Raw genomic sequence first — 21448 nt, forward strand, 5'->3', positions numbered from 1 at the left:
TCCTTGGTAGTACCCTAGAACGTAATAACTAAGGAAGGAACCATGATGGCACATATCTCCGCAGGTAATAGCATTTATCTCTATCGTCTCTTAAAGAATGAGCTCGGAGTTGGCCACCAGGCTTCGCTGACGCGAGTTGAAGAAGCGCTTGCATCAGACCAGATTGCTCCAGAAGATCTCGACTGCACAGACACAACAGAGCTGTTAGAAAATCTTTCGGAGTTTATCCGTATTACGCGCTTTAAAGGCGGCCGCATCTTTGCCACAGTTGTTGCAAATGCTGAATATGACACTGCTCTAGAAAAGAGCGAATCTTCCTCTGAGGATAAGGCTGCCAAAAAGGGCAAACCTTGGAAACGCGCTCGTGGGGCCAAAGCTCTTAAACCCGTACGACCACGCCATAAGGCTACCCACGCTACTAAAACCGAACCATCAGAAACCTCTCAAGAATCCAACACAGAAACAACAGCTCCTGCGCCTGAACAGCAGGAGTCTGATGAGCCGGAAATCGAACAGCCGTCCCACACTGCTCTCACACTAAAAGAGCTCCTTGCTGTTGATACAGACGACACGCAAGAAGAGCCTGCAGCACCTTCTGAAGAGCCAGAATCTTCCCCTGAAACTTCATTCACACCCTCAGAAGAACCGACTTCTGAAATATCAGCTGAAGAGACAATCATTTCTACAGAAGAACCTGTTTCTGAAGTGGTTTCCACTTCTGTAGAGCAGCCTGTCCCTGAAGTACCAACTGCTCCTGTAGAGGAACCAGCAAAGCCTGCCGTTTACCTTGATGTACATAGCTCTCCTGCGGGCACACCACCGGTACAGCTGCAATCAGATTTACCGCAGTTCTTCTCGACAGATGTGCACTGCAAAGACGCCACCCTTGCGCTTCTGTACCGCGTGCTGCCACTCAATGAGGATATCATGGCGCTTCTCGACGAAGATTGGCGTGTTGCACGATCCACCGGCATGCTTTCCGGCACGCGAAGCAAAGTTACCTTCCCCCTGCGCTACCTGCGCGAAGACGGATCGGCACCGGTTGAAGTTACCTTACGACGCACCGCTCGACCTGTTGCAGGCAAGCGCTGGAGTCTCGCCTACATAGATGGCGACGATGGCACAGGTGGAACCCACGAAGCCATTGGCCTCGAAGGACTTCCAAATTCCGACGATGGAGCCTGGACAGATTTTGCTCCTTTGCAACCGCTTGGCTCTCCTGCAGCGCCCAGTCCCGTACGTGAATTTGCTCAATTTGCCATTATCGGCTCGTGGGATGCCCTGCTTGGCCGGCTTGCTGCCATGGTTGCGCCAGAGCGCTGGAACTATCCAGGTCAAACAGCGAGCACTTCAGGACGTTACGGTATTTTGCGCGACTATCTGTGCGCGACTTTTCATCGAGCACAATTAAGTGGTGCTCTCGGGGTAGCCCCGGATAAGTCTTTAGCTGCATTTAATACCGGCTTACTAACTCCATTTGGCACCGATGTATACGCCTGCTTTGAGCCGCACGCTGGTGATATTGCATGGCAGTTTGCAGGGTTTGCCTGTGTTGGCTCGGGTGAGCTAGGCATGCGTCTCGCCGCATCCCTCGATCCAGTTCCTTTGCCGCCCACCTATCTTTCCACCCTCAGCGATGTCTGTCCTGAACAGGGCAAACTTGTTGTTATCGATTCAGAGCGCATCGTTAACGAACAGCTTGGACGTCTTCCTCGCGCATTCCTGAACGAACAGCTTGAAGGCAACAGTTCTCTCACAGAGCTTCTTATCAACACCGAAAAAGTAAGCTCTGAGCAGGAGCGCACCAAGGCACTTCATACGCTGTCTCACGCCATAAAGTCCGATCCGGGTACCTATCGCCGTCTCGTTCATGCGCTTGACGATGCCTGCAATGCAGCATTGCTCCGCTGTCGTGTGAGCTATCGAACAGCAGCACCAGCCTATGACCCCATCAGAAATGTCATCTGCCTGCTTTTGCCTATCTGTTTGATCGATGACAAAAACGCTGACTGTGCACTGGTACTTATCCGTCAACCATCTGGCAACTACCAGGGCGTTTCCGTAATCTCGCTTGCAAAGGCCTATGCTTGCGCTCGTGTGATAAGCGCCGAACAGCCCGCATGGCTCTCCCCAGAAAAGGTTCTCTAACCTTTCTAGTTTATTTCTGCCTTGCTCGACAGCCGAGCAAGGCAGCTACAATTGACGGTATTGGCGCAGCTTCCCCAAAGCATGCGTAAACACTTATCGAGCAAGGAGGCCCTCATGGCCAGAATCGCAATGACGACGCCGCTCGTAGAGATGGACGGCGACGAAATGACCCGCATTATCTGGCAAATGATCAAGGATGACTTGCTTTTGCCCTATATTGACCTCAAGACCGAATACTATGACTTAGGTCTTGAGAACCGCGATCGCACTGACGATGCCGTTACCGTCGAATCCGCAGAAGCAACCCGTCGTTTGGGCGTAGCGGTCAAATGCGCAACCATCACTCCCAATGCCGCACGCGTTGAAGAGTATGGGCTGAAGCAGATGTGGAAAAGCCCGAATGGCACCATTCGTGCCATGCTCGATGGTACGGTTTTTCGCACGCCCATCATAGTTCGCGGCATTGAGCCGGTAGTTACCTCTTGGAAGAAGCCTATTACCATCGCACGTCATGCCTATGGCGACGTATATCGCAATACCGAGATGCGCATCGATCGCCCCGGTAAAGTTGAACTTGTTTACACAGCCGAAGATGGAACCGAGCAGCGTGAGCTCATCCACCAGTTCACCGAACCCGGCATTGTACAGGGCACTCACAACCTCGATTCTTCAATTGAAAGCTTTGCGCGAAGCTGTTTTGACTATGCCCTCTCCACAAAGCAAGATCTGTGGTTCGCCACGAAAGACACCATTTCAAAAACGTATGATCATCGCTTTAAGGACATCTTTGCCGACACCTATGAAAATGAATATCGCAGCCGTTTTGAAGAGGCTGGCATTGAATACTTCTACACGCTTATTGACGATGCTGTCGCACGTGTTGTCAAAGCTGAGGGTGGCTTTATTTGGGCCTGCAAGAACTACGATGGTGACGTCATGAGCGACATGCTCTCATCGGCCTTCGGCAGCCTCGCCATGATGACATCTGTACTCGTAGCGCCAGATGGTACGCGTGAATATGAGGCTGCTCACGGAACAGTACAGCGCCATTACTACAAACACCTCAAGGGTGAGTCCACTTCCACCAATTCAGTCGCAACTATTTTTGCTTGGACAGGTGCTTTGCGTAAGCGCGGTGAACTTGACCAGCTGCCCGACCTAGTAGACTTTGCCAATCGCCTGGAGCAAGCCACACGTAAGACCATTGAATCTGGGCGAATGACGGGAGATTTAGCGCGCATCACTACGCTGCCCAATCCCACCACGCTCGACACTGAAGGATTTATTCTTGCAATTCGCGACACGCTGGAGACAGGCGTCGAGTAATTCGCATGGGTATTTTTCTTATCCTCATTGGCATACTCTCGGTGGCATACGGCGCAACCGTTATGGCCATACATTCTGGTGTGCACTTCTTTGTCGTTTGGTATGGCATCGGTGCGGCATGTATCGCCTTGGGCTGCTCCATCTATCTGGGTTTTTGGGAGATGCTTCCAGCATGGATTGGCGGAGCTGTAGCTCTGGGTTTAGCGGTTATTTGCATCTTTTTCGTCGTGCTTGGTCTCAAAATTATGCACGCCGCCCATCAAGACGTGCCTGCTGGTCTGGACTTTCTCATCGTGCTTGGGGCACAAGTACGCGCCTCTGGCGAACCAAGTTATGCACTGCGCTATCGTTTGGATAGTGCAGTGCACTATCTCAAACAAAACCCATCTACACGCTGTGTTGTCTCTGGAGGACAAGGTGCAAACGAGCCTTGCAGCGAAGCTGCCTGCATGCATGCCTTCCTCACTCAGCAGGGCATAGCCTCTTCACGAATCTTAGATGAAAGCACCTCAACAACCACGGTTGAGAATCTTCGTTTCTCTATGCAGACTATCCTGGAACAGACGTCTGACAAAGACCACGCTTGCCCTTATCGAGATTTCTCTTTCGGCATCGTGACAAATGATTTTCACGTCTATCGTGCACTCGCCATTGCACGCAAACAGGGCATTGAACATGCTTTCGGAATCGCAGCATATTCAACGCCCTGGTATTTACCAAACAATGTTTTTCGTGAGTGCTTGGGCATTGTGAAAAACAAACTTACGGGCAATATTTAGCAAGCTCTTTGCAGTTTTTACCTAGCGCTCAAGCTCTATATGCTTAATATCTTTGCGCGAACTTTCACGATACAACACAAATTTACGACCTATGACCTGCACAAGATCAGCTCCCAGGCGCTCGGCGAGAATCTCGCCTGCTTCACGGGCAGTAAGCCCGCTTCCATCCTGCACGTCACACTTTACGAGCTCATGTGCCTCAAGACTTTCTGCCGCCAGATGCACGGTTCCCTCTACAACGCCGTTCTTGCCGATAAGCACCGCTGGATCAAGATGATGTGCAAGACTCCTGAGCTGTCTAACTTGTTTACCTGTGAGCGCCATAACTTCTCGCTTTCTTATTTCAGAGCTGAAAAAGCGTTTCTCAAAAGAACCTCTGGGTTGCAGAGTACACTTCGTCAACTATCGTCTGCATTCGAGCTGGCATTATACAATGTTGCTTTTCTACTCTGCCCTGCGAAAACACGTTGCTGTCATACGAGCAACCTGGGTGCCCAACTCATCAGTTATATCCACGGTATAAAAACCGAGCGATCGGCCCGATTTGTCTACATCAGCGCGAGCAATGAGTCGTGTGCCTCGGCAACCAGACATGAATTCAATGGAGTTACTCACCGAAACCGTGGGCGTCTCCCCCATATTGCAAGCCACGGCAAGCGCAAAATCCGCCAACGTAAAAATAGCTCCGCCCATAACACCTCCTGAGGCATTTTTATGAACGGGCGCTACCTCAAACGAACAAACGGCATGACCATATGATGCCTCTTCAATCTGGCAGCCACATGCCTGCGTTGCAAAGAGGTCGTGCGCAAAGGTCTCTCGAACTTCATCCAATGAAGCATCTGCCGCAACAAGCCCCTTTTTTGTCATATCGCTTCCTCTTTTCCTCAGTTCGCAACAATGTCTTTCAAAGGCCAGACACAAAGCCAACACAAATTTACACCGACTATCAGGCGCTTGTCGAAATCTACCGGCTTTGCTCTCGACGAGAGCATCAGAGGATACCAAGATACGATAAAGTAAAACGAATAGCGCAGGGCATTTGGAAGGGAGCACAATGGTCGTCACACGAGACGAACGCTTCTGGCCACCAAATGACACATGTCAGATCCAGGTGTACTTACCAAATGACTACTGGGATTCAAACGAGCGCTATCCGGTAACCTATGTGCTCGATGGCACAAATCTCTTTTCACCGGTACAGGAAGTATCTCTTCCTCAAGCAGACGGTGCAAAAGCATCCGAAGATGCTTTGCCTGCAAATAACGCACCTGTAGACGAAGAGAAACCAAAAAAGCGCGCTGGTACCAAACCTGCAAAAGCTCAGCAAAGTACCAAAGAACCCGAAAACAAAACAAAGGTTCAACCGTTTAAAACACTTCCCAACTGGCGCCTTGAGCAGTTTTTGGATAACTGGAGCAAACGCATGATTGTTGTTGCTCTTGAACGTCAGACAGGCATTCCTGCAACTACCGCCGACAATTCAGATCCGGTTGACCTCATCGAAAAAAGGATCAAACCACATATCGACGCAAAACTGCGCACGTGGTCTCACCGTGAAGCTACGGCTATTGTGGGGGCGGGCAGCACAGGCATTCTTGCCCTTCACGCCGTTTTTGGCCATAACGAAGTCTTTTCAAAGGCGGGTTGCCTTTCTTGCGACCTGCGCGACAGCAACCACCTGCTAACCAAAGAGCTTTTATCTCAAGAAATTAGCCCCGATACCCGTGTTTTTCTCTCTTGGGGCGAGCGTGATCTGGCTGCAACTGCCACGAGTTCTCACATTGTGCGCGATAGCCCCGAAACACGCGCTGCTACTAAAATCGCTCAGCTGCTTTCTGCGCGAAATGCCAGCATCTATGTAACCATTCAAAAAAATGGTGGATCAGATGAAGAGAGCTGGGGCGCTCTTGCTCCAAGCCTTATGAATTTTCTCTGGCTCGATCAGCGTATGTAAGGAACAGCTATGTTGAGCTCCTCCGATTCTCAAGAGTTATATGCCACTCTCACCTCAGAAGAAGGCTGGATAGGCACGGTCAGTTCTGAGTCGATTGCCTTGCAAACGCGCGCACGCCGTCTTTGCCAGCGTTACGATTCCACCGATTGCGCTGATATGGAGGGGCGCACAGCCATTCTTCAGGAGCTCTTTGCCCCAGGAGGTAAACCCATTATCCAGCCGCCTTTTCGCTGCGACTACGGCTTTAATATTCATTTCGAAGGGTTTGCCTTTCTCAATTATGGCGTCACCATTCTTGATTCATCCCCTGTAACCATTGGAGATCGCGTCATGATTGCGCCGGGCGTCGTTATTGCATCCGTATCCCATGCGCTCGACCCTGCTCAGAGAGAAGCAGGTGTTTCATGCGCCGCTCCCATTCACATAGGGCGCAATGTGTGGATTGGTGCAAATGCCACCATCTGCAAAGGTGTGAGCATTGGCGAGAACAGCGTCATTGGAGCAGGCAGCGTTGTCACTCATGACATACCAGCTAATGTAGTTGCTTTTGGAGCACCTTGTCGTGTTCATCGCTCAATTGATGAGAAGGACCGCGAAGAGCTTAATCTCTTTGTTTAATCCTCTAAATAGCGATCGCGCAGCGCCGATAACCGCTCTGCCGTAAGGCCATACTCCGCTTCAAAGAAGCGTTCGAGCGTTCCATATGCGTGTACGATTTCGCGAATCATGCGATGGCCGCATTCTTCTATCACACCCTCATTAGCACACAGAATAAAGTTGCCAAGCGGCAGACGTGCAAGAAGCGGGTGCGATTGAAGTGCCCCCATAATATTTGAAGCTCGGTAAGCATTTGACAGTGCAAAATCGGATACAACATCTTTTGGCGATACACCAAGGGCAAGCAGGATAAGCATTGCTGCTACGCCAGACCGGTCTTTACCTGCCGAACAGTGAAAAAGAAGCGGCACGTCGTCATCTTCAAGCAGCGTAAACAGCTCACGGAAGGCAACATTATCGAAGGCAAGCGATGCGTACACGCCTGCCACCATCGACGCTTCCCAACTTGCCTCAGGATTGCGCGTTGTTGATGAGCAACGATGTCGAGGCTTCAGAATAAGACGCCACGCACGACCAGGAGAAAGATCGACTTCCTTACCATTGCGATCTAAATAGCCACTAATACGAACCGAAGTAACGCCGGGCAATCGGGGGTCGGGAGCTGCGGCGGCCTCCGCCTTGGTGCGCAGATCGACCACGTATTTCAAGCCTATACAGCTTATTACCAGCATTTCGTTGTGATCGGCACGAGCAAGCTCACCAGAGCGAAAAAGCAGCCCATGTTTTACACGCCGGCCATCAACCGTTGCATGACCACCCAAATCGCGCATATTAAAGGAAACATCGAATCCGGAAACCCGGCCAGGGTCAGCTTCAACAAGTTCGCGGGCTCTTTGCAAAAAGACTTCTGGGGCTGTCTGGGCGCTCGCAGGCATGCACTCGCCTTACCCCTCAACCGTCATACTACGAAACGCTATGCCACAAGACTCAAAAATCCTTTTTGAGATTCGGTTGTCGTCGGTCCCTTCGTACTTATCATCCAGATAAACCACTTCGCCAATACCTGCCTGAGCAAGGATCTTGGCACACTCATGACAAGGGAACAGCGTAACGTACACCGTGGCCCCACTTAAATCTTTGAGAGAGCCGCGGTAATTGAGCACGGCATTTGCCTCTGCATGCACCACATAGCTGTGCTTATCATTAAGCGGATCATCCGAAACGCCCCAGGGGAAATCGTCGTCATTCAAAGCGGATGGCGTGCCGTTGTAGCCCACCGATAAAATACGATGATTTGTGTCTGCTATACAGGCGCCCACCTGCGTATTTGGATCTTTGCTCCGAAGCTGTGCTGCAATTGCAACACGCATAAAGAACTCATCCCAGGTGATTACATTTGTACGCTTATCGGGCATAGTTACTCCAGTCAGGCTCGGTATGCGCCTTTTTGGCGCTGGGAGCACAACGACCTATTATCCAACAATGGCGCAACCAGCAGCAACTCGCAAGCAAGGACTCCGAAAAGCTCGCGTAAGCAGTTTGTTATGAGCGCAATGACGCATACCCTGCACAAAGCTTAATTATTCCTGACGATAGTATGCAAAGAAATCGGCCAGATCATCCATTGCTTCATGCAAAACTTCCATACGCGGAAGATACACGATACGAAAATGATCAGGTGCACCCCAGTTAAATCCGCCACCACGAGTAATAAGAATGCGCTTGTCGTGGAGCAAATCGAGTGCAAACTGTTCGTCATCAGTAATGTTAAAGCGCTTAACATCCATCTTGGGGAAGATGTAAAACGCCGCCTTGGGCTTCACCGCACTAATGCCCGGAATGCTATTCAGCGCCTCGTACACATAGTTGCGCTGCTCATAAATCCTGCCATGAGGCTTTACATAGCGCTCTACGCTCTGATAGCCCCACAGGGCTGTTTGCACAATGGACTGTGCGGGAACATTCGAGCAAAGACGCATGTTAGAGAGCATGGTCACGCCATATTCAAAATCGCGCATGCTGCGCCTATTGCCCGAAAGCACCATCCAACCAATACGATAGCCAGCAATCATATGGCTCTTTGACAGGCCGGAGAATGTGACACAAGGCAGATCTGGCGCAAGCGACGCAATTGAAATGTGCTCTGCCCCATCCATACACAGACGATCGTAAATCTCGTCTGAGAAAATCATAAGCTGATGACGACGAGCAAGCTCAACGATCTCCTCAAGAAGCTCGCGTGGATAGACCGCACCCGTTGGATTATTGGGATTAATGATGACAAGAGCCTTGGTACGCGGGGTAATTTTAGACTCCATGTCCGCAATATCAGGGTTCCACTCAGCCTCTTCATCGCAGACATAATGAACTGGCGTACCACCCGCAAGGGTGGTGCATGCCGTCCAAAGTGGATAGTCGGGGCTGGGGATGAGCACCTCATCGCCCGTATCCAACAAGGCGTTCATGCAGAGCTGAATGAGTTCGGAAACGCCATTACCGGTGTAGATGCCATCCATCGTTACATTGGGCAAATTCTTAATCTGTGCATACTGCATTATTGCTTTGCGAGCAGAGAAAAGACCTCGAGAGTCGGAGTAGCCCTCACAGTCGGGCAACTGTTGGCGCATATCGGTAATAACCTCATCTGGTGTTCTAAAACCAAATGGCGCAGGATTGCCAATATTGAGCTTGAGAATACGCAGGCCTTCGCTCTCCATGCGAGCCGCCTCATCGGCCACAGGTCCACGGACGTCATAGAGCACATTGTCGAGCTTGGAAGACTTCTTAAAGGTACGCATAGCTGGCTTACTTTCTCTTGGAGTGGAAGTGGAAGGGATTGTTTGTGCGGTCTCAAGCCGCTCGTGTGCTCGTTTATCTCTAGCAGCGGGTTTCTCTCCGTTGAGAAGCCATTCTGGGCTTACCTCTAAAAGGCTTGCAAGCAACTTGAGCGAGTCTGGACGCGGCAGCACCTTTCCACTGAGATATTGACTCACCTGGCTTTTCCCCAGATGAGCATTTCGTTGTGATGCAATCCGAATGAGATCAGACTGTTTCAAATCTCGTTTGGTCATAGCCTGGCGCATGCGGTCAGCAAATGTCTTATGCTTCTCTTGCTCCATAGACGCCTCGGTTCAAATTGAATTCTTCATACCAAAGAGCCGGTTCAAATTGAACTTCTCTCTATCAGTTCAATTTCTGGAAACTCTAGCACAGTTTTCTCATGATTTATTTTGAACTTCTGAACAAATTGAACTCTTCTGGTGAGCGGTCTTCTTGCGCTGACGTACATCCCTAGCTCAAAAAAGAGGGAGCCAGAAGCCCCCTCCTCTCAGAAAAGCATTTCTAACACGAGGTTACATATAAAGATCGAAGTCGACGAAGGTACCTCCAAGCTCATCTCCGCCCATAATGCTTATTGACCAGTCAGAGCCGGAGAGATAGAGCACATCTCCGACATAGCTGCTTTCTATGTGGGCGTTTTCGGAGCTCAGCTTAAACTCATCTACCGCTTCATCAAGCAACTCATCATCACTTGCAGAAGCATACGAGGGCTTATCAAACGAGCATGTATCAATAATATCGCTCATGATAGAAACAAACTCATCTTTCGATACATCTGACTCATAGGCAAAAACCACGTTGCTTACCGTACATTTGTCAGAAAGCTCATCAAGTGAATCAACCGGATTGTCTGCAAGTCCATAGGAATCGTATGAAAACTGTTCGTCGTCAGTCAGATTTATTCCAACGGTAATTTCAATTTCATCGCCCTTAAGGCCTGGTAAATCCTCAGATGCTTCCCCTGTAAAGGTTGCAAAGAGTGTTCCAGGATTATCGTTACTACCATCAGAAGGTCCAACAGCAGAAACGTCGCTTAATTCGAGACCAAGGTCCTCAAGCGAGCTCTGAAGTTCTTCGGGGTCACAATCATAAAAATCTGCCTCGAGGTAGGAGTCGGAAGATGAACGCTTCTTGCTTGACTCCTTTTCTTCATCCTTCGACTTCTCGGATGCATCGTCCGATGTAGCTGCCTCTTCTACTGCAACCTCTTCTGTTGCGTTATCCCCAAAAGAAATAATGCCGGCCATAGTAAGGCCAACCACCGTGGCGATAACCACGAGAATAACTATCACAATCGCTACGATAATCGCAGTCTTTTTTGATTTCTTTCCGTTTGAGTTTTGATGAGAATCGCCCTTGTCCGGCCAGGACTGAGGCGGCTCTTGAGAACCAGAGGTTTGCGACGAACTAGCAGCGGCATTCGATGGCGAAGAGACATCATAGGAGATGGTTTGAACAGATGTCTTATCGCCCTCAATAGGAGGCTGCGATGCTTCAGTGCTAGGCTGAGGCGTTGCAGCAGTTTCAGAATTTCCAAGCGGTGCACCGCACGTTGTACAGAACTTTGCACCATCCGCATTTTGGGCGCCACATTTTGTACAGAACATCCAGCCTCCTTTATTCACTTAGTAAAAAATACTTACACGAGCACACCTGCACAGTGATCAATACCATGCTGAATAATCTCAGCGGTCCAACCCGTAAACTTGCGTGTCTGCGAAACCAACTTACCGTCAACAATGGTGTCATAGCTCACACGAATGAGCTGGAAACGCTTAACAGGTGTCTCTCGCTTCAAGCTGAGACAACCCTCCATAGCCATGTAAGGCTTCACCATCGCAACAAGCTTGGGATTGAGCATTACATGAGGATGTTTGTCGGTTTGATACACAATGACCGCCTTGGCAACACCAATCTGGTTGGCTGCAAGACAAGCGCAATCATCAAGGGATGCCATAGTATCAAGCAGGTCTTGTACAAGATCTGCATCTTCCACGCCTGCAGGCTCAGCAGGCTTGCTCAAAACTTCCTCGTCGGAGATAAGCTCCTTGATCATTACTGACCTTTCTTTCGAACTCTCAAAAGAGAAAACGTACAAGGGATGGGACAAACGGTACCATAGCAAACGCTCCATTCAGCTTCGCAATAGCCCAAACGGAAAGCTATTTACCGTAGCGAGCTGCATTTTCAGGGTTGCATAATATCGTCAGGCTCCACAGCTTCATCTAAATCAGGGGCGACTTCTGAAGAAACGCTCTTTTGCTGCGCATCTCTCGCCTCATCAAATGCCGCTTTCATGGTTGGATTGCCCCATGTGAGCTTTCGGATAGTAAGTCCATCGGCCTTATCGTTTGCAAAGCGCAGCTGGCGATCGGACGCTAAAAGATTCTCTTTTACCTTGTTGAGATGGTCAATCGTCTTGTCTATCTCAGAAATTGCTGTTTCAAAACGACGGTGTGCTGCGTCATAGTTCTTCGCAAAACCCGTTTTGAACTCATTCATCTTCTCTTCGAAGTTGGTAACGTCAATGTTTTGACGACGCGCCTCTGCAAGCTCCTGTCGATAAGAAAGGGCATTCATAGCCGAATTTCTCAGAAGCGTAATCATAGGGATAAAGAACTGTGGACGAATCACATACATCTTGGGATAGCGGTAGCTCACATCCACAATACCGGTGTTGTACAGCTCACTCTCTGGCTCAAGCAAGGTAACGAGCACTGCATATTCGCATCCTTTTTGCCTACGGTCATGGTCGAGCTTCTTAAAAAAGTCCTCGTTTTTATGCTTTGAAGCCGTAGTGTCGTTCTCGTTTTTCATTTCAAACATGATAGAGATAACTTCAGTGCCATCTTCGGTGGCTTCGCGGAAAATATAATCGCCTTTCGTTCCAGAAGATGCGTCGTTATCTTTCTCAAAATAAGCGCGCGGAAATGCCGTCATGCGGAGACGATTAAACTCTGTTTCGCAATGCTGCTCTAACGTTTCTCCCACCATCTTGGTTGAGAGACGTGCTTTCATATCGCGCAGGCGTTCAATCTCCTCGTCCTTATATCGAACAAGCGCTGCATTGTTTTTGCGCTCCTGTTCAATTTCTAATGCATGGGCGGTTTGAAGCTGCTTTCGCTCCGATTCGTGGACGGCACGCTCTTGAGCCAGCTGAGAGCGTGCCTCATCGCGCTCTTGTTCAATCTGATGCGTTGCTCGAACAACAGCTAGTTCAACTTCAGTGGATTGTTGTGAGGTAAGCGTCTCAATCTTGGCAGAGAGCTCAGCTATTTTTGCATCGCGCTCAGTGAGCTCTGTTTCATAAGTATGACGGGTTGTCTCTACGCTTGTTTGCAGCTCATGCGCAGCCCGCTCGTGCTCCAACTTCAGCGCTGCTTCATGTTCACGCTTGAGCGCCTGTTCACGTTCATGCACTTCACGAACGAATTGCTCATCGCGCACTTGGCGAACAATTTCGGCGTAGCTCGTTTCATCAACTTTAAATACGGCTCCGCATTGGGGACAAGTAATTTCGCCCATAGCATGCCTCCAAACCCTTGACTTTGCATCCAAGGGTACTATCCTGCTTTGCAATTCGTCTACAGCAAGTCTTGACCTGTCAAAAGGACAAAGATATGAAATATGTCTTTATGGTCTTGGTGATGTTGTTCATTGTCGGTCTCGGCATATACATGCTGGTAACAGGCAATTATCACCTCTTACACTCCTACCATTACGCCACCACACCAGAGGCAGAACGACCACAATTGGCAAAAGAAACCGGAGTATGCCTCATCGTATGCGGATTGAGCACAGGACTGCTTATTACCAACTACTCCGTTCTTACCATCCTGGGACTCATTTTCTTTATTGCCAGTATTGGCGCCATGCTTGCCTGCATCGTGCACCACAACGGAGCGCTTTTCTCCTTTGCAACAACACCTTCTATCCAGAACAAGCATCATTCCACTCGCTTTTCATTCCGCACGGCTTTAGTGGGCATCGTGCTCGTTGTTGTTTTTGTAGCACTCTCGGCCCCAGCGGTGTACATGATGGCAACGGGAGATCCCCGCTTATTGCATTACTACCACTACGAGCACGTATCTGCTCAGGCCATGCCGGCTTTTACTTTTTGGGAAGGCTTTTGCATGCTTGGTCTGAGTATCGGCGGGGCTATAACAGCTCTTGGAGGCATTGTTTTATATGCAGCTCCTCACAAGCATGCAGGAAAAATACTTTGCGGTCTTGGCGTGCTTATCTTTGTGGCGAGTCTTGCCGGTATGCTGCTGGTAATTCAATACTTCAATGGCTCAATCATGGGGTCCGCCTAAATCCCTATAGTAAGTAGCGTGCTGTCTTATGGATGTTCTAATTCCAAAAAACAGTTTGTGAGGTTTACTGCATGAAGATTCTCGTAACTGGTTTTGCGCCTTTTGGTGGCGAAGCGATAAACCCTTCTTATGAAGCTGTTCGGCAGCTTCCCGATGCGCTTGGTGATGCGCACATTATCAAGATGGAAATACCTGTTGCTTTCGGAAAAGACATCGATTGTATTGCCGCAGCGTTAGAAAAATACAACCCCGATGCTGTTGTATGCGTAGGCCAGGCCGGTGGCCGCACGCAAATCACACCCGAATTTGTTGGCATCAATTATATGAACGCTCGTATCCCCGATAATGACGGCAATCAGCCAACCGGGCGCATCGTAGAAGATGGCCCCGATGCATATTTTTCTACGCTTCCGGTATTTGCTATGACAGAAGCTGCCCGGGAAGCGGGCATACCTGCGGGAGTTTCATACACTGCCGGAACATACTGCTGCAATGAAGTTATGTATGGTTTGCTCCATCTGCTCGCAACGAAACACACCAACGCGCGCGGCGGGTTTATCCATGTGCCTTACCTTTCAACACAACCAGATGCGCTTTCAGGTAAAGCGCCTTCCATGCCACTTTCTATGATGGTGGAGGGTCTCACTGCCATGATTGACGCCCTTATCAAGAATCCTGTTGATAGAGCCCCTGTCGACGGAACGGAAGCATAAACAAACGAACAATGCTCGGCTTATCCAACCTCTGTTTTGTCTCTGTATCGCCAGCAAATAGTAAATAATTTCAACAAGCCTGCATGGATTGAAGCCTCTCACTCGTATCTATAACAAGTGGCCACGATTTTTACTTCAAGGCACCGTGAGAAAGAGGCTTCGTATGTTTCATAAGCATGGCTCCCCTACCAACCAACCTAAGAAAAACCTCATCAAACGTATTGTTGGCGCGTGTGCAATGCTTGCTGTTTTGCTTGCCCTTGTAGCCACGCCTGCTCTTGCTAGAGGTTGGGGTCGCACAAACGGAGGAAGCGGCACTACTTCCGGAGCATATTGCACCACTCCCGGCACCCACTGTAAAAATGCCGGTTGTACCGGGTTTATTGACAACGACAATGACGGCATCTGCGACCAGTGCAACAGCTCTTCTTGCCCGCAAAACAACAAAGCAAATAACAGCTCCAAGAACAGTCAAGACACCACAAGCACCAATGTCAGGCGCCATGGAAACCACCAGTCTGGCGTTCGGCATGGGCAAGCTCAGCGACAGCATCATAATTGTCGATAGAAGCAAACAGTTTTATTACTAAGCCAAGCGAGAATGGCCCACGGTGCGAGAGTCTCATGACATAGAACAAGCTATAGCTACTTTTGGAGATGCAGTATGGCGAGCATGCTTGGTATATATATCACCGAGCGAGGCCGAAGATGTTTTCCAAAACACCTTCATAAGCTATGCCATGCATGATGCGGATTTTTCAAATGCTGAACATGCGCGCGCATGGCTACTTCGCGTTGCAATTAATAACTGTAAAGACATTCTCAAATCCGCACAGAAGCAAAACACCTCGTTGGACGAGCTGATAGAAACAGGCGGCGCATCCTCCTTTGGCACCACTGACGACAATATCCACGCTTTGCGAGAGGCGCTTGATGCCCTCAATGCGCTGGATGATCCGCCCAAAACACAGCTGTATCTCTCACTCTGCGAGGGGTATTCAGCACCAGAAATAGCAAAGATGCTCGATATGCCTCTTGGAACTGTCTATTCATGGATCTCACGCGGAAAGCGCAAGCTCAGGGAGGTGCTTTCATGACCGACGAAAAGCATGTACATGACGCATTTCTCGCTGTCCATGTACCTCCCGAGGTAGCACAGAAAACACGGGAGCGCATTGAGCGTTTGCGGGCCGAAGAAGCCAACACTTCTAAACCTCATCTTGTTGTTACTCAGACGAAGCGACCTCCGAGGCATCGTTCTCGCTTGATAGGCGCTCTTGCAGCATGTTTGATAGTGGTTGCTCTTGTCGTGAGCGGAGGCTTTTACTTTCTAGCCCCAGCCGCCTACGTAGCCATTGATGTCAATCCTTCTTTAGAGTTGGGAGTCAATCGTCTGGGTCTTGTGAGTGATACTCAGGCTCTTAATGCCGACGGCGAAGCCATTCTTGCTCAGACAGATGTCCGCTGGATGAGCTACGAAGATGCCCTGAACAGCATCAAGACAGAGATGGATAGCTACACGTCCTCCGATGCAGTAATAGAAATAACCGTTGTGTGTGATGAGCAAGCATGGTCCAACGAACTTGCAGATGAGGGAATGCGATGCTTTGAAACCGGCAACGGACGGGTCGTTTGCTCTCATGCATCGTCACACGAACGCACCGAAGCTCACAACGCTGGCATGGGCATCGCAAAATGGCGCATCTATACACAGCTTGTTGAGGCAGGCGTTGCCATTTCTCCTGAGGAAGCTTCCGAGATGACTATGCGTGAGCTCTACGATTTGGCGGCTCGGGAAAATGTTTCGCTTAGCAACGACACAGATACAACAAGCTCCGGCAGCAGCGAGGCTACCGGAGCACAAGAATTGCGCGGCAAACACAGTCATTCAAACTCAAAACAGCGCGGCAAACATCACGCGCAATAAAACTGACAGGCCTTAGGACTGGGATGCAAGGGCCTCGTCAATAGTGCGTATCTCACGTGCAGGCACACCGCCAACAACGGTTCGCGGCGCTACATCGCACGTCACAACAGCACCTGCTGCAATAATAGCTCCGTCACCGATAGTAACGCCCCGCGTTATTGTTGCACTTGCACCTATCCAAACGTCATTTCCAATAGTAACTGGCGCACAATGAAGCACTGCTCGCTTGTGAGGATCAATATCATGGTCAAGCGTAGCGATTACTACGTTATGACCTATCAATGCGCCGTCACCAATAGAGATCCCACCTTGGTCTTGAAAATGACAACCACTGTTGATAAACACGCCGTTACCAACCTGAATATTCAGACCAAAGTCAGTATGAAACGGTGGAAACATGCTAAAGCCGTTGCACGATGCCGTACCAATGAGATCTGCAAAAAGTTCGCCCACCTCATCGGGCGTATGATATGCCCCATTCAATTGCACAGTAAGACGCAGCGCTCGTTGTGCCCCAGCATGGAGCACCTCAGCGTCTGCTGTGCCTGGCACTATAGACTCTCTTGCTGTACGGTGGGCAAGAAACGCTCTTAACACAGCTTCACTTACCCCAATTTCCTCCGCAGCTTTTGCGCATAATGTGTTATCCAAGATACCTCTCAAAGAACGACTGCATGTGATCCCAAGGAATAGCGTTATTGCTGCCACCGTCATAGAGGTCGGTATGCACCGCACCATGGACTACCTCGAAATATTTATTGTCGCCTGTGAGTTGTTCGAAAGCATCTTTGCCCATATAGAACGAGTGGGCCTTATCTCCATGCATCACCATAACAGCGCTTTCAATCTCGCTGGCATAGCAAAGAATCGGCTGGTTAAGAAAACTCATGCAGCCAATAATATTCCAACCGTCGTTTGAGTTGAGTGAGCGTGGATGATAGCCGCGAGGTGTCTTGTAGTAATCGTAGTAATCCTTAACAAAGAAGGGCGCATCCTCAGGCAGCGGATCAACCACGCCACCTGCACGCTTATAGCTTCCCGATTGATAATCAGATGTGCGCTGAGCAGCTAAAGCGCGCCTGCTCTCCATGCGTTTCTCTACACTATCGTCCGCATCAAAGTAACCTTTTGCATTGACACGGCTCATATCGTACATGGTGCTTGCAACCGTAGCTTTAATACGCGGATCAAGCGCTGCAGCATTGAGTGCAAGTCCACCCCAACCACAAATACCGATGATGCCAATCTTCTCTGCGTCGACATCTTCACGGCAGCTGAGATAATCAACCGCCGCCATAAAGTCTTCTGTGTTGATATCCGGAGAAGCCATATAGCGCGGCTCTCCACCCGACTCGCCACAATATGAAGGATCAAACGCAAGCGTAAGAAACCCACGTTCAGCCATAGTTTGTGCATATAGACCAGAACACTGTTCTTTTACGGCACCAAAAGGCCCACAGACCGCAATCGCAGCCATACGAGCATCCTTCGCGGCATTGGCAGGGCGATACAAATCTGCCGCTAACGTGATGCCATAGCGGTTATGAAACGTCACCTTTGAATGATCAACTCTGTCAGATTTTGGAAAGGTCTTATCCCAATCTTGCGTGAGATTAAGCTGTGCCTCCTGCATAGTGCACTCCTTTCATAAGTTTATCTGCAAACGGAAAAGCGATGTATCAAACACAACATCACTCAATGTGCTCTTTTACCTTATGACGCTCTGCAGCTATAGTGAATGTCCTAAAATGCAAATAGCTTATTGCCTTTTAGGCAACGCTCTCATTTTTTGAGATATAACATGACGATCTTTTACTGGGAGTTTTGGCCATGGAGTTGCGCACACTTCATTACTTTCACGTGCTTGCCCGCGAAGGAAGTATTACAGGTGCTGCTCAAGCGCTGCATATTACAGCTCCCACACTTTCCCGTCAGTTAGCATCGCTTGAGCGAGAGTTTGGCCGCGAGCTCTACCGACGCACTTCTCGTGGCATTGTCCTAACCGAACATGGACTTATCCTCGATCGATATGCCGAAACATTTACTGATCTGGCTGATAAGGTCCGAGACGAGCTTGCACTTCCTGCCAACACTGTTTCAGGTCCCATGCATGTTGCTGCTGGAGAGACGCACATGACCAGCCTGCTAGCCCGCACCTTTGCTGCTGTAAGACAGAGCTACCCTGATGTAACTTTTCAGCTCTACAGCGGCAGTTCAACTGACTTACTTGAGAACTTGGCGCGTGGAGCCTATGACTTTATGTTGGAATGCGAAGTACGCCCTCATGTTGATATGAATGTACTTGAGTTGCCAGGCGGTGACACCTGGGGTGTACTTGTACCTGCCGCCGATTCCCTTGCTCAAAAGAAAGCTGTGCGGCCAAACGACTTACTGAACAGACCTCTTATTTGTTCTCGTCAAGCAATGGCATCGAAGATGTTTCATGATTGGGCAAAAGAGTTGGCAGAGCAGATGGATGTTGTTGCTTATTACAATCTCCCCTGCAATGGGCGCTACTTTGTAGAGCAGGGCGTGGGAATAATGCTTACCTATGACGGGATCTTTGAAACACATACTGGCGGATCGATTGCATTTGTTCCTCTGGATCCACCGCTCATTTCCCGACAAGGTATTATTTGGCGTAAGGTTATTCCAACACCGCCAGCTCAAGTATTCCTCGATGAACTACGGCGTCAAATTGGATTTGAGGAGTTTGCTGCAGCATCAAAAACTGGACAGCCCCAAGGCGACTAGCAGCATCGAAACTCGCAAAAAAGCCGCCGGCATAGAGCCGACGGCCATTACGTCCTGGTCGGGTTGACTGGATTTGAACCAGCGACCTCTCGGTCCCGAACCGAGCGCTCTACCAAGCTGAGCCACAACCCGTTTTGCAACAATATATCCTATCAGATTCGACGCGCGCCTTGCCAAGAAACCTTACTTTTCTTGGTCAATTAATTAATAGAAAGCAGTTCATTGACCGTCTATCCGATAATGATTGTGCTAATCCCTCTGAAAACGTCGTGAAGAGACAATACATAGAGCACCAGCAATGCCCGCAACAAGTCCAGAGACTACCGAAACAGTGTCATCGCTTGTTGCAGGAAGGGCGTCGGCTTCATTCTCTTCAGATGAATCTGTCTGGATGTCAGAAGACTCCTCATCGGTAGATGTTTGCACGTCTGAAATCTTTTCAAGATTATTGATCGCCTCATTGATGGCTGCCGCCATAGCATCCACTTCACCCTGATGTGAAATATCTAACCCTTCACGAACCTCGCTAAGCGCTTTATCTAGGACTGCAAGAGAGTCGGCAGTATAGAGCGTTCTGTCGATCTTATCGGCCGACGTACGCGCAGCATCAACAGCCGAATAATCCGCAGGGAGGTATTCAAGGTTATCGAGTGCTTCGTTTATGGCCGCCGCCATGGCATCGACTTCGTCCTGATGAGTAATGTCTAACCCCTCATGTACTCCATCGAGCGCTTTGTCCAACGCTGCAAGGGAGTTGTCAGTATAAAGAGTTCGATCAAGATTATCGGCCGACGTACGTGCAGCATCGACAGCCGAATAGTTTGCGGGCAGATATTCGAGGTTATTGAGCGCCTCGTTGATGGTATCCGCCATAGCATCAACTTCGTCCTGCTCTAAGATAGTTTTATTGCTGTCGATTTTTGCAACCGCCTCATCGACCGCTTTGAGGGAAGGTTCGGTGTACAGGCTTCGATCAATCGCATCGGCATTAGCTTTCGCAGTATTGACGGCAGCATAATCAGCCGGCGCAATATCAATAACAGTGTTGTTATATTTGTAATACAGACCATAGGCTGAGTCTTCAGCCCATGTAATAGAGCTCTCTGGTCCAATTTCTGCAATCGTAAGACTTCCGACAGGGTCGCCCGGATCATAGATTCCAAACGGTGCAGCAGTGCCATACAACACAACATTATTCTTCGTGTTCACATCAATATAGCGTGCAATAACAGCAGCGGCGTAACTACTGGCTTCACCAGTGGCACGGATACTTACATTGCCTCCTGTAATAGCCACCTTGAGCATGTTGAAATCACTCGCGCCTATACCAGAGATGTATACACCTGCATGCTGTCCTGTCAGATCAACCACACCACCTGAGAAAACAACAGGACCCAGGTTGCTATAGATCACATCAGATCCGCCAATACGGGAAGCATCTGCAGTCACTGATCCTCCGGATATTTCTACCCGATGGTCAACAAATGCAAGCTGTGCGTTGCATTCAATATTCCCGGATTGAAACGAAATGCCATCTGCATATATACCGTACAAATATGTATTGTTATTTTCCTCAGAAGTCACAAGGTGTAGATATGCATCGTCATTGCCAGTGAACGTGATTGTTGCGTCGGTACTAATCAGATAAATGGAGCCAGTTTGGTTGGTGGCTTCCAAGGTATTGTCACCCTCAAGATGAATGGTGACGTTTGTCAATCCGCTCCCAAAATGAAGAACATTTGAATTTTGCGGTAGCTCGGTCTGAATATAACAGTCTCGAAGCGTGAGAGTGCCGCTGGTACCATCGCCTGAGGGCTCCCACTTCCACCCTTCACTATTCAGCTGATCAGTGGGCTGTGTTGTCGAATCAATATCAAGAGGTGTAGCTCGTGTTGGAGTACCGTTTGCTGCATAGACATGAACAGGAAAACCAAGAATGACCGCCATCACAGCAGCTATGCAAAAAATCCTAGAAATACCGCTGATTAATTTACGTGTAAGCAAGGAGGGGGGGGGGTAACAACCTTTTCATGGCTCTCCTTTGTACAAAGAGTGGACTGAGTAATTGTACTTCATCTGAAAACCAGTTGAAATTTATCCGCTCTATGAACCGTTAGCCGGAGGAGTTC

Annotated in this window: 21 protein-coding genes, 1 tRNA gene and 1 pseudogene; 11 read left to right on the plus strand and 12 right to left on the minus strand. The window is 49.3% G+C overall.

What is annotated here, in order from left to right:
* Positions 1–45: 45 nt before the first annotated feature.
* The 3 genes from ACQY6Y_RS02460 (at position 46) to ACQY6Y_RS02470 (ending at position 4253) form a co-directional block, all read left to right on the plus strand.
* Positions 46–2148 carry a DUF3825 domain-containing protein gene (locus tag ACQY6Y_RS02460; RefSeq protein ID WP_428378726.1) on the plus strand — a complete coding sequence of 701 codons (2103 nt, stop codon included), beginning with the start codon at positions 46–48 and terminating at the stop codon, positions 2146–2148.
* A 114-nt stretch (positions 2149–2262) separates the two neighbouring features.
* Positions 2263–3474 carry an NADP-dependent isocitrate dehydrogenase gene (locus ACQY6Y_RS02465; protein WP_428378727.1) on the plus strand — a complete coding sequence of 404 codons (1212 nt, stop codon included), beginning with the start codon at positions 2263–2265 and terminating at the stop codon, positions 3472–3474.
* Positions 3475–3479: 5 nt separating this feature from the next.
* A complete protein-coding gene (locus ACQY6Y_RS02470) occupies positions 3480–4253 on the plus strand; it encodes a YdcF family protein (RefSeq protein WP_428378728.1) in 774 nt (257 codons plus the stop codon).
* Between the two features lie 21 nt (positions 4254–4274).
* Here ACQY6Y_RS02470 and yhbY read toward each other — a convergent pair whose 3' ends face one another.
* Positions 4275–4577, minus strand: a complete 303-nt coding sequence (gene yhbY / locus ACQY6Y_RS02475; protein WP_428378729.1) for a ribosome assembly RNA-binding protein YhbY — start codon at positions 4575–4577, stop codon at positions 4275–4277.
* Between the two features lie 120 nt (positions 4578–4697).
* Positions 4698–5123, minus strand: coding sequence for a PaaI family thioesterase (locus tag ACQY6Y_RS02480; protein ID WP_428378730.1), 426 nt, complete (start codon positions 5121–5123; stop codon positions 4698–4700).
* 187 nt (positions 5124–5310) lie between these two features.
* Between ACQY6Y_RS02480 and ACQY6Y_RS02485 the strand changes: the two genes are divergently transcribed.
* The gene (locus ACQY6Y_RS02485) at positions 5311–6210 is read left to right on the plus strand and encodes an alpha/beta hydrolase-fold protein (RefSeq protein ID WP_428378731.1); all 900 of its coding nucleotides are present in this window, start codon (positions 5311–5313) and stop codon (positions 6208–6210) included.
* Positions 6211–6219: 9 nt separating this feature from the next.
* Positions 6220–6828, plus strand: a complete 609-nt coding sequence (locus ACQY6Y_RS02490; protein ID WP_428378732.1) for a sugar O-acetyltransferase — start codon at positions 6220–6222, stop codon at positions 6826–6828.
* Here the strand turns inward: ACQY6Y_RS02490 and ACQY6Y_RS02495 are convergent.
* The 6 genes from ACQY6Y_RS02495 to ACQY6Y_RS02520 all read right to left on the minus strand — a co-directional run bounded on the left by ACQY6Y_RS02495 (position 6825) and on the right by ACQY6Y_RS02520 (position 13134).
* A complete protein-coding gene (locus tag ACQY6Y_RS02495; protein WP_428378733.1) occupies positions 6825–7703 on the minus strand; it encodes a tyrosine-protein phosphatase in 879 nt (292 codons plus the stop codon). The genes ACQY6Y_RS02490 and ACQY6Y_RS02495 overlap by 4 nt on opposite strands.
* A 9-nt stretch (positions 7704–7712) precedes the next feature.
* Positions 7713–8183, minus strand: coding sequence for a deoxycytidylate deaminase (locus tag ACQY6Y_RS02500; RefSeq protein WP_428378734.1), 471 nt, complete (start codon positions 8181–8183; stop codon positions 7713–7715).
* A gap of 165 nt (positions 8184–8348) precedes the next feature.
* A complete protein-coding gene (locus tag ACQY6Y_RS02505) occupies positions 8349–9887 on the minus strand; it encodes an aminotransferase class I/II-fold pyridoxal phosphate-dependent enzyme (protein ID WP_428378735.1) in 1539 nt (512 codons plus the stop codon).
* 234 nt (positions 9888–10121) lie between these two features.
* Entirely contained in the window at positions 10122–11216 is a 1095-nt protein-coding gene (locus ACQY6Y_RS02510) for a zinc-ribbon domain-containing protein (protein WP_428378736.1), read from the minus strand.
* Between the two features lie 32 nt (positions 11217–11248).
* Complete coding sequence (locus ACQY6Y_RS02515; protein ID WP_428378737.1) at positions 11249–11665, minus strand: peptide deformylase; 417 nt, start codon at positions 11663–11665, stop codon at positions 11249–11251.
* A 131-nt stretch (positions 11666–11796) separates the two neighbouring features.
* Positions 11797–13134, minus strand: a complete 1338-nt coding sequence (locus tag ACQY6Y_RS02520) for a DUF2130 domain-containing protein (protein ID WP_428378738.1) — start codon at positions 13132–13134, stop codon at positions 11797–11799.
* Between the two features lie 95 nt (positions 13135–13229).
* Here ACQY6Y_RS02520 and ACQY6Y_RS02525 point away from each other — a divergent pair, with 95 nt between their 5' ends.
* The 5 genes from ACQY6Y_RS02525 to ACQY6Y_RS02545 all read left to right on the plus strand — a co-directional run bounded on the left by ACQY6Y_RS02525 (position 13230) and on the right by ACQY6Y_RS02545 (position 16565).
* On the plus strand, positions 13230–13925 hold the full coding sequence (locus ACQY6Y_RS02525) for a hypothetical protein (protein WP_428378739.1): 696 nt from the start codon (positions 13230–13232) through the stop codon (positions 13923–13925).
* 71 nt (positions 13926–13996) lie between these two features.
* Positions 13997–14638: a pyroglutamyl-peptidase I gene (gene pcp / locus ACQY6Y_RS02530; RefSeq protein ID WP_428378740.1), complete on the plus strand. Its 642-nt coding sequence runs from the start codon at positions 13997–13999 to the stop codon at positions 14636–14638.
* 163 nt (positions 14639–14801) lie between these two features.
* Positions 14802–15206, plus strand: coding sequence for a hypothetical protein (locus ACQY6Y_RS02535; RefSeq protein ID WP_428378741.1), 405 nt, complete (start codon positions 14802–14804; stop codon positions 15204–15206).
* Between the two features lie 43 nt (positions 15207–15249).
* Positions 15250–15735, plus strand: a complete 486-nt coding sequence (locus tag ACQY6Y_RS02540; protein WP_428378742.1) for an RNA polymerase sigma factor — start codon at positions 15250–15252, stop codon at positions 15733–15735.
* Positions 15732–16565, plus strand: coding sequence for an anti-sigma-I factor RsgI family protein (locus ACQY6Y_RS02545; RefSeq protein ID WP_428378743.1), 834 nt, complete (start codon positions 15732–15734; stop codon positions 16563–16565). The genes ACQY6Y_RS02540 and ACQY6Y_RS02545 overlap by 4 nt, the downstream gene beginning before the upstream one ends.
* A gap of 45 nt (positions 16566–16610) precedes the next feature.
* On the opposite strand, the pseudogene ACQY6Y_RS02550 reads toward ACQY6Y_RS02545, so the two are convergent.
* Positions 16611–16760: pseudogene (locus ACQY6Y_RS02550) on the minus strand (DapH/DapD/GlmU-related protein); the annotation flags it as partial.
* Positions 16761–17208: 448 nt separating this feature from the next.
* The gene (locus ACQY6Y_RS02555) at positions 17209–18198 is read right to left on the minus strand and encodes an alpha/beta hydrolase (RefSeq protein WP_428378744.1); all 990 of its coding nucleotides are present in this window, start codon (positions 18196–18198) and stop codon (positions 17209–17211) included.
* Between the two features lie 197 nt (positions 18199–18395).
* Here ACQY6Y_RS02555 and ACQY6Y_RS02560 point away from each other — a divergent pair, with 197 nt between their 5' ends.
* Positions 18396–19319: a LysR family transcriptional regulator gene (locus ACQY6Y_RS02560; RefSeq protein ID WP_428378745.1), complete on the plus strand. Its 924-nt coding sequence runs from the start codon at positions 18396–18398 to the stop codon at positions 19317–19319.
* Between the two features lie 55 nt (positions 19320–19374).
* Here the strand turns inward: ACQY6Y_RS02560 and ACQY6Y_RS02565 are convergent.
* Together ACQY6Y_RS02565 and ACQY6Y_RS02570 are read right to left on the minus strand one after the other, a co-directional pair.
* Positions 19375–19451: transfer RNA gene (locus ACQY6Y_RS02565), tRNA-Pro, on the minus strand.
* Positions 19452–19568: 117 nt separating this feature from the next.
* Positions 19569–21266, minus strand: coding sequence for a hypothetical protein (locus ACQY6Y_RS02570; protein ID WP_428378746.1), 1698 nt, complete (start codon positions 21264–21266; stop codon positions 19569–19571).
* Positions 21267–21448: the final 182 nt, after the last annotated feature.

The sequence above is a fragment of the Olsenella sp. Marseille-QA0557 genome (assembly GCF_965119725.1).
GTDB lineage: Bacteria > Actinomycetota > Coriobacteriia > Coriobacteriales > Atopobiaceae > Coprovicinus > Coprovicinus avistercoris.

Excerpts from the sequence above, each read along its gene's own strand:
- ACQY6Y_RS02525 (WP_428378739.1), top strand. The coding sequence starts at position 13,230 with ATGAAATATGTCTTTATGGTCTTGGTGATGTTGTTCATTGTCGGTCTC.
- yhbY (WP_428378729.1), bottom strand. The coding sequence starts at position 4,577 with ATGGCGCTCACAGGTAAACAAGTTAGACAGCTCAGGAGTCTTGCACAT.
- ACQY6Y_RS02570 (WP_428378746.1), bottom strand. The coding sequence starts at position 21,266 with ATGGCGGTCATTCTTGGTTTTCCTGTTCATGTCTATGCAGCAAACGGT.
- ACQY6Y_RS02520 (WP_428378738.1), bottom strand. The coding sequence starts at position 13,134 with ATGGGCGAAATTACTTGTCCCCAATGCGGAGCCGTATTTAAAGTTGAT.
- ACQY6Y_RS02500 (WP_428378734.1), bottom strand. The coding sequence starts at position 8,183 with ATGCCCGATAAGCGTACAAATGTAATCACCTGGGATGAGTTCTTTATG.
- ACQY6Y_RS02505 (WP_428378735.1), bottom strand. The coding sequence starts at position 9,887 with ATGGAGCAAGAGAAGCATAAGACATTTGCTGACCGCATGCGCCAGGCT.
- ACQY6Y_RS02485 (WP_428378731.1), top strand. The coding sequence starts at position 5,311 with ATGGTCGTCACACGAGACGAACGCTTCTGGCCACCAAATGACACATGT.
- ACQY6Y_RS02510 (WP_428378736.1), bottom strand. The coding sequence starts at position 11,216 with ATGTTCTGTACAAAATGTGGCGCCCAAAATGCGGATGGTGCAAAGTTC.
- ACQY6Y_RS02560 (WP_428378745.1), top strand. The coding sequence starts at position 18,396 with ATGGAGTTGCGCACACTTCATTACTTTCACGTGCTTGCCCGCGAAGGA.
- ACQY6Y_RS02535 (WP_428378741.1), top strand. The coding sequence starts at position 14,802 with ATGTTTCATAAGCATGGCTCCCCTACCAACCAACCTAAGAAAAACCTC.
- ACQY6Y_RS02495 (WP_428378733.1), bottom strand. The coding sequence starts at position 7,703 with ATGCCTGCGAGCGCCCAGACAGCCCCAGAAGTCTTTTTGCAAAGAGCC.
- pcp (WP_428378740.1), top strand. The coding sequence starts at position 13,997 with ATGAAGATTCTCGTAACTGGTTTTGCGCCTTTTGGTGGCGAAGCGATA.
- ACQY6Y_RS02480 (WP_428378730.1), bottom strand. The coding sequence starts at position 5,123 with ATGACAAAAAAGGGGCTTGTTGCGGCAGATGCTTCATTGGATGAAGTT.
- ACQY6Y_RS02555 (WP_428378744.1), bottom strand. The coding sequence starts at position 18,198 with ATGCAGGAGGCACAGCTTAATCTCACGCAAGATTGGGATAAGACCTTT.
- ACQY6Y_RS02470 (WP_428378728.1), top strand. The coding sequence starts at position 3,480 with ATGGGTATTTTTCTTATCCTCATTGGCATACTCTCGGTGGCATACGGC.
- ACQY6Y_RS02465 (WP_428378727.1), top strand. The coding sequence starts at position 2,263 with ATGGCCAGAATCGCAATGACGACGCCGCTCGTAGAGATGGACGGCGAC.
- ACQY6Y_RS02460 (WP_428378726.1), top strand. The coding sequence starts at position 46 with ATGGCACATATCTCCGCAGGTAATAGCATTTATCTCTATCGTCTCTTA.
- ACQY6Y_RS02490 (WP_428378732.1), top strand. The coding sequence starts at position 6,220 with ATGTTGAGCTCCTCCGATTCTCAAGAGTTATATGCCACTCTCACCTCA.
- ACQY6Y_RS02515 (WP_428378737.1), bottom strand. The coding sequence starts at position 11,665 with ATGATCAAGGAGCTTATCTCCGACGAGGAAGTTTTGAGCAAGCCTGCT.
- ACQY6Y_RS02545 (WP_428378743.1), top strand. The coding sequence starts at position 15,732 with ATGACCGACGAAAAGCATGTACATGACGCATTTCTCGCTGTCCATGTA.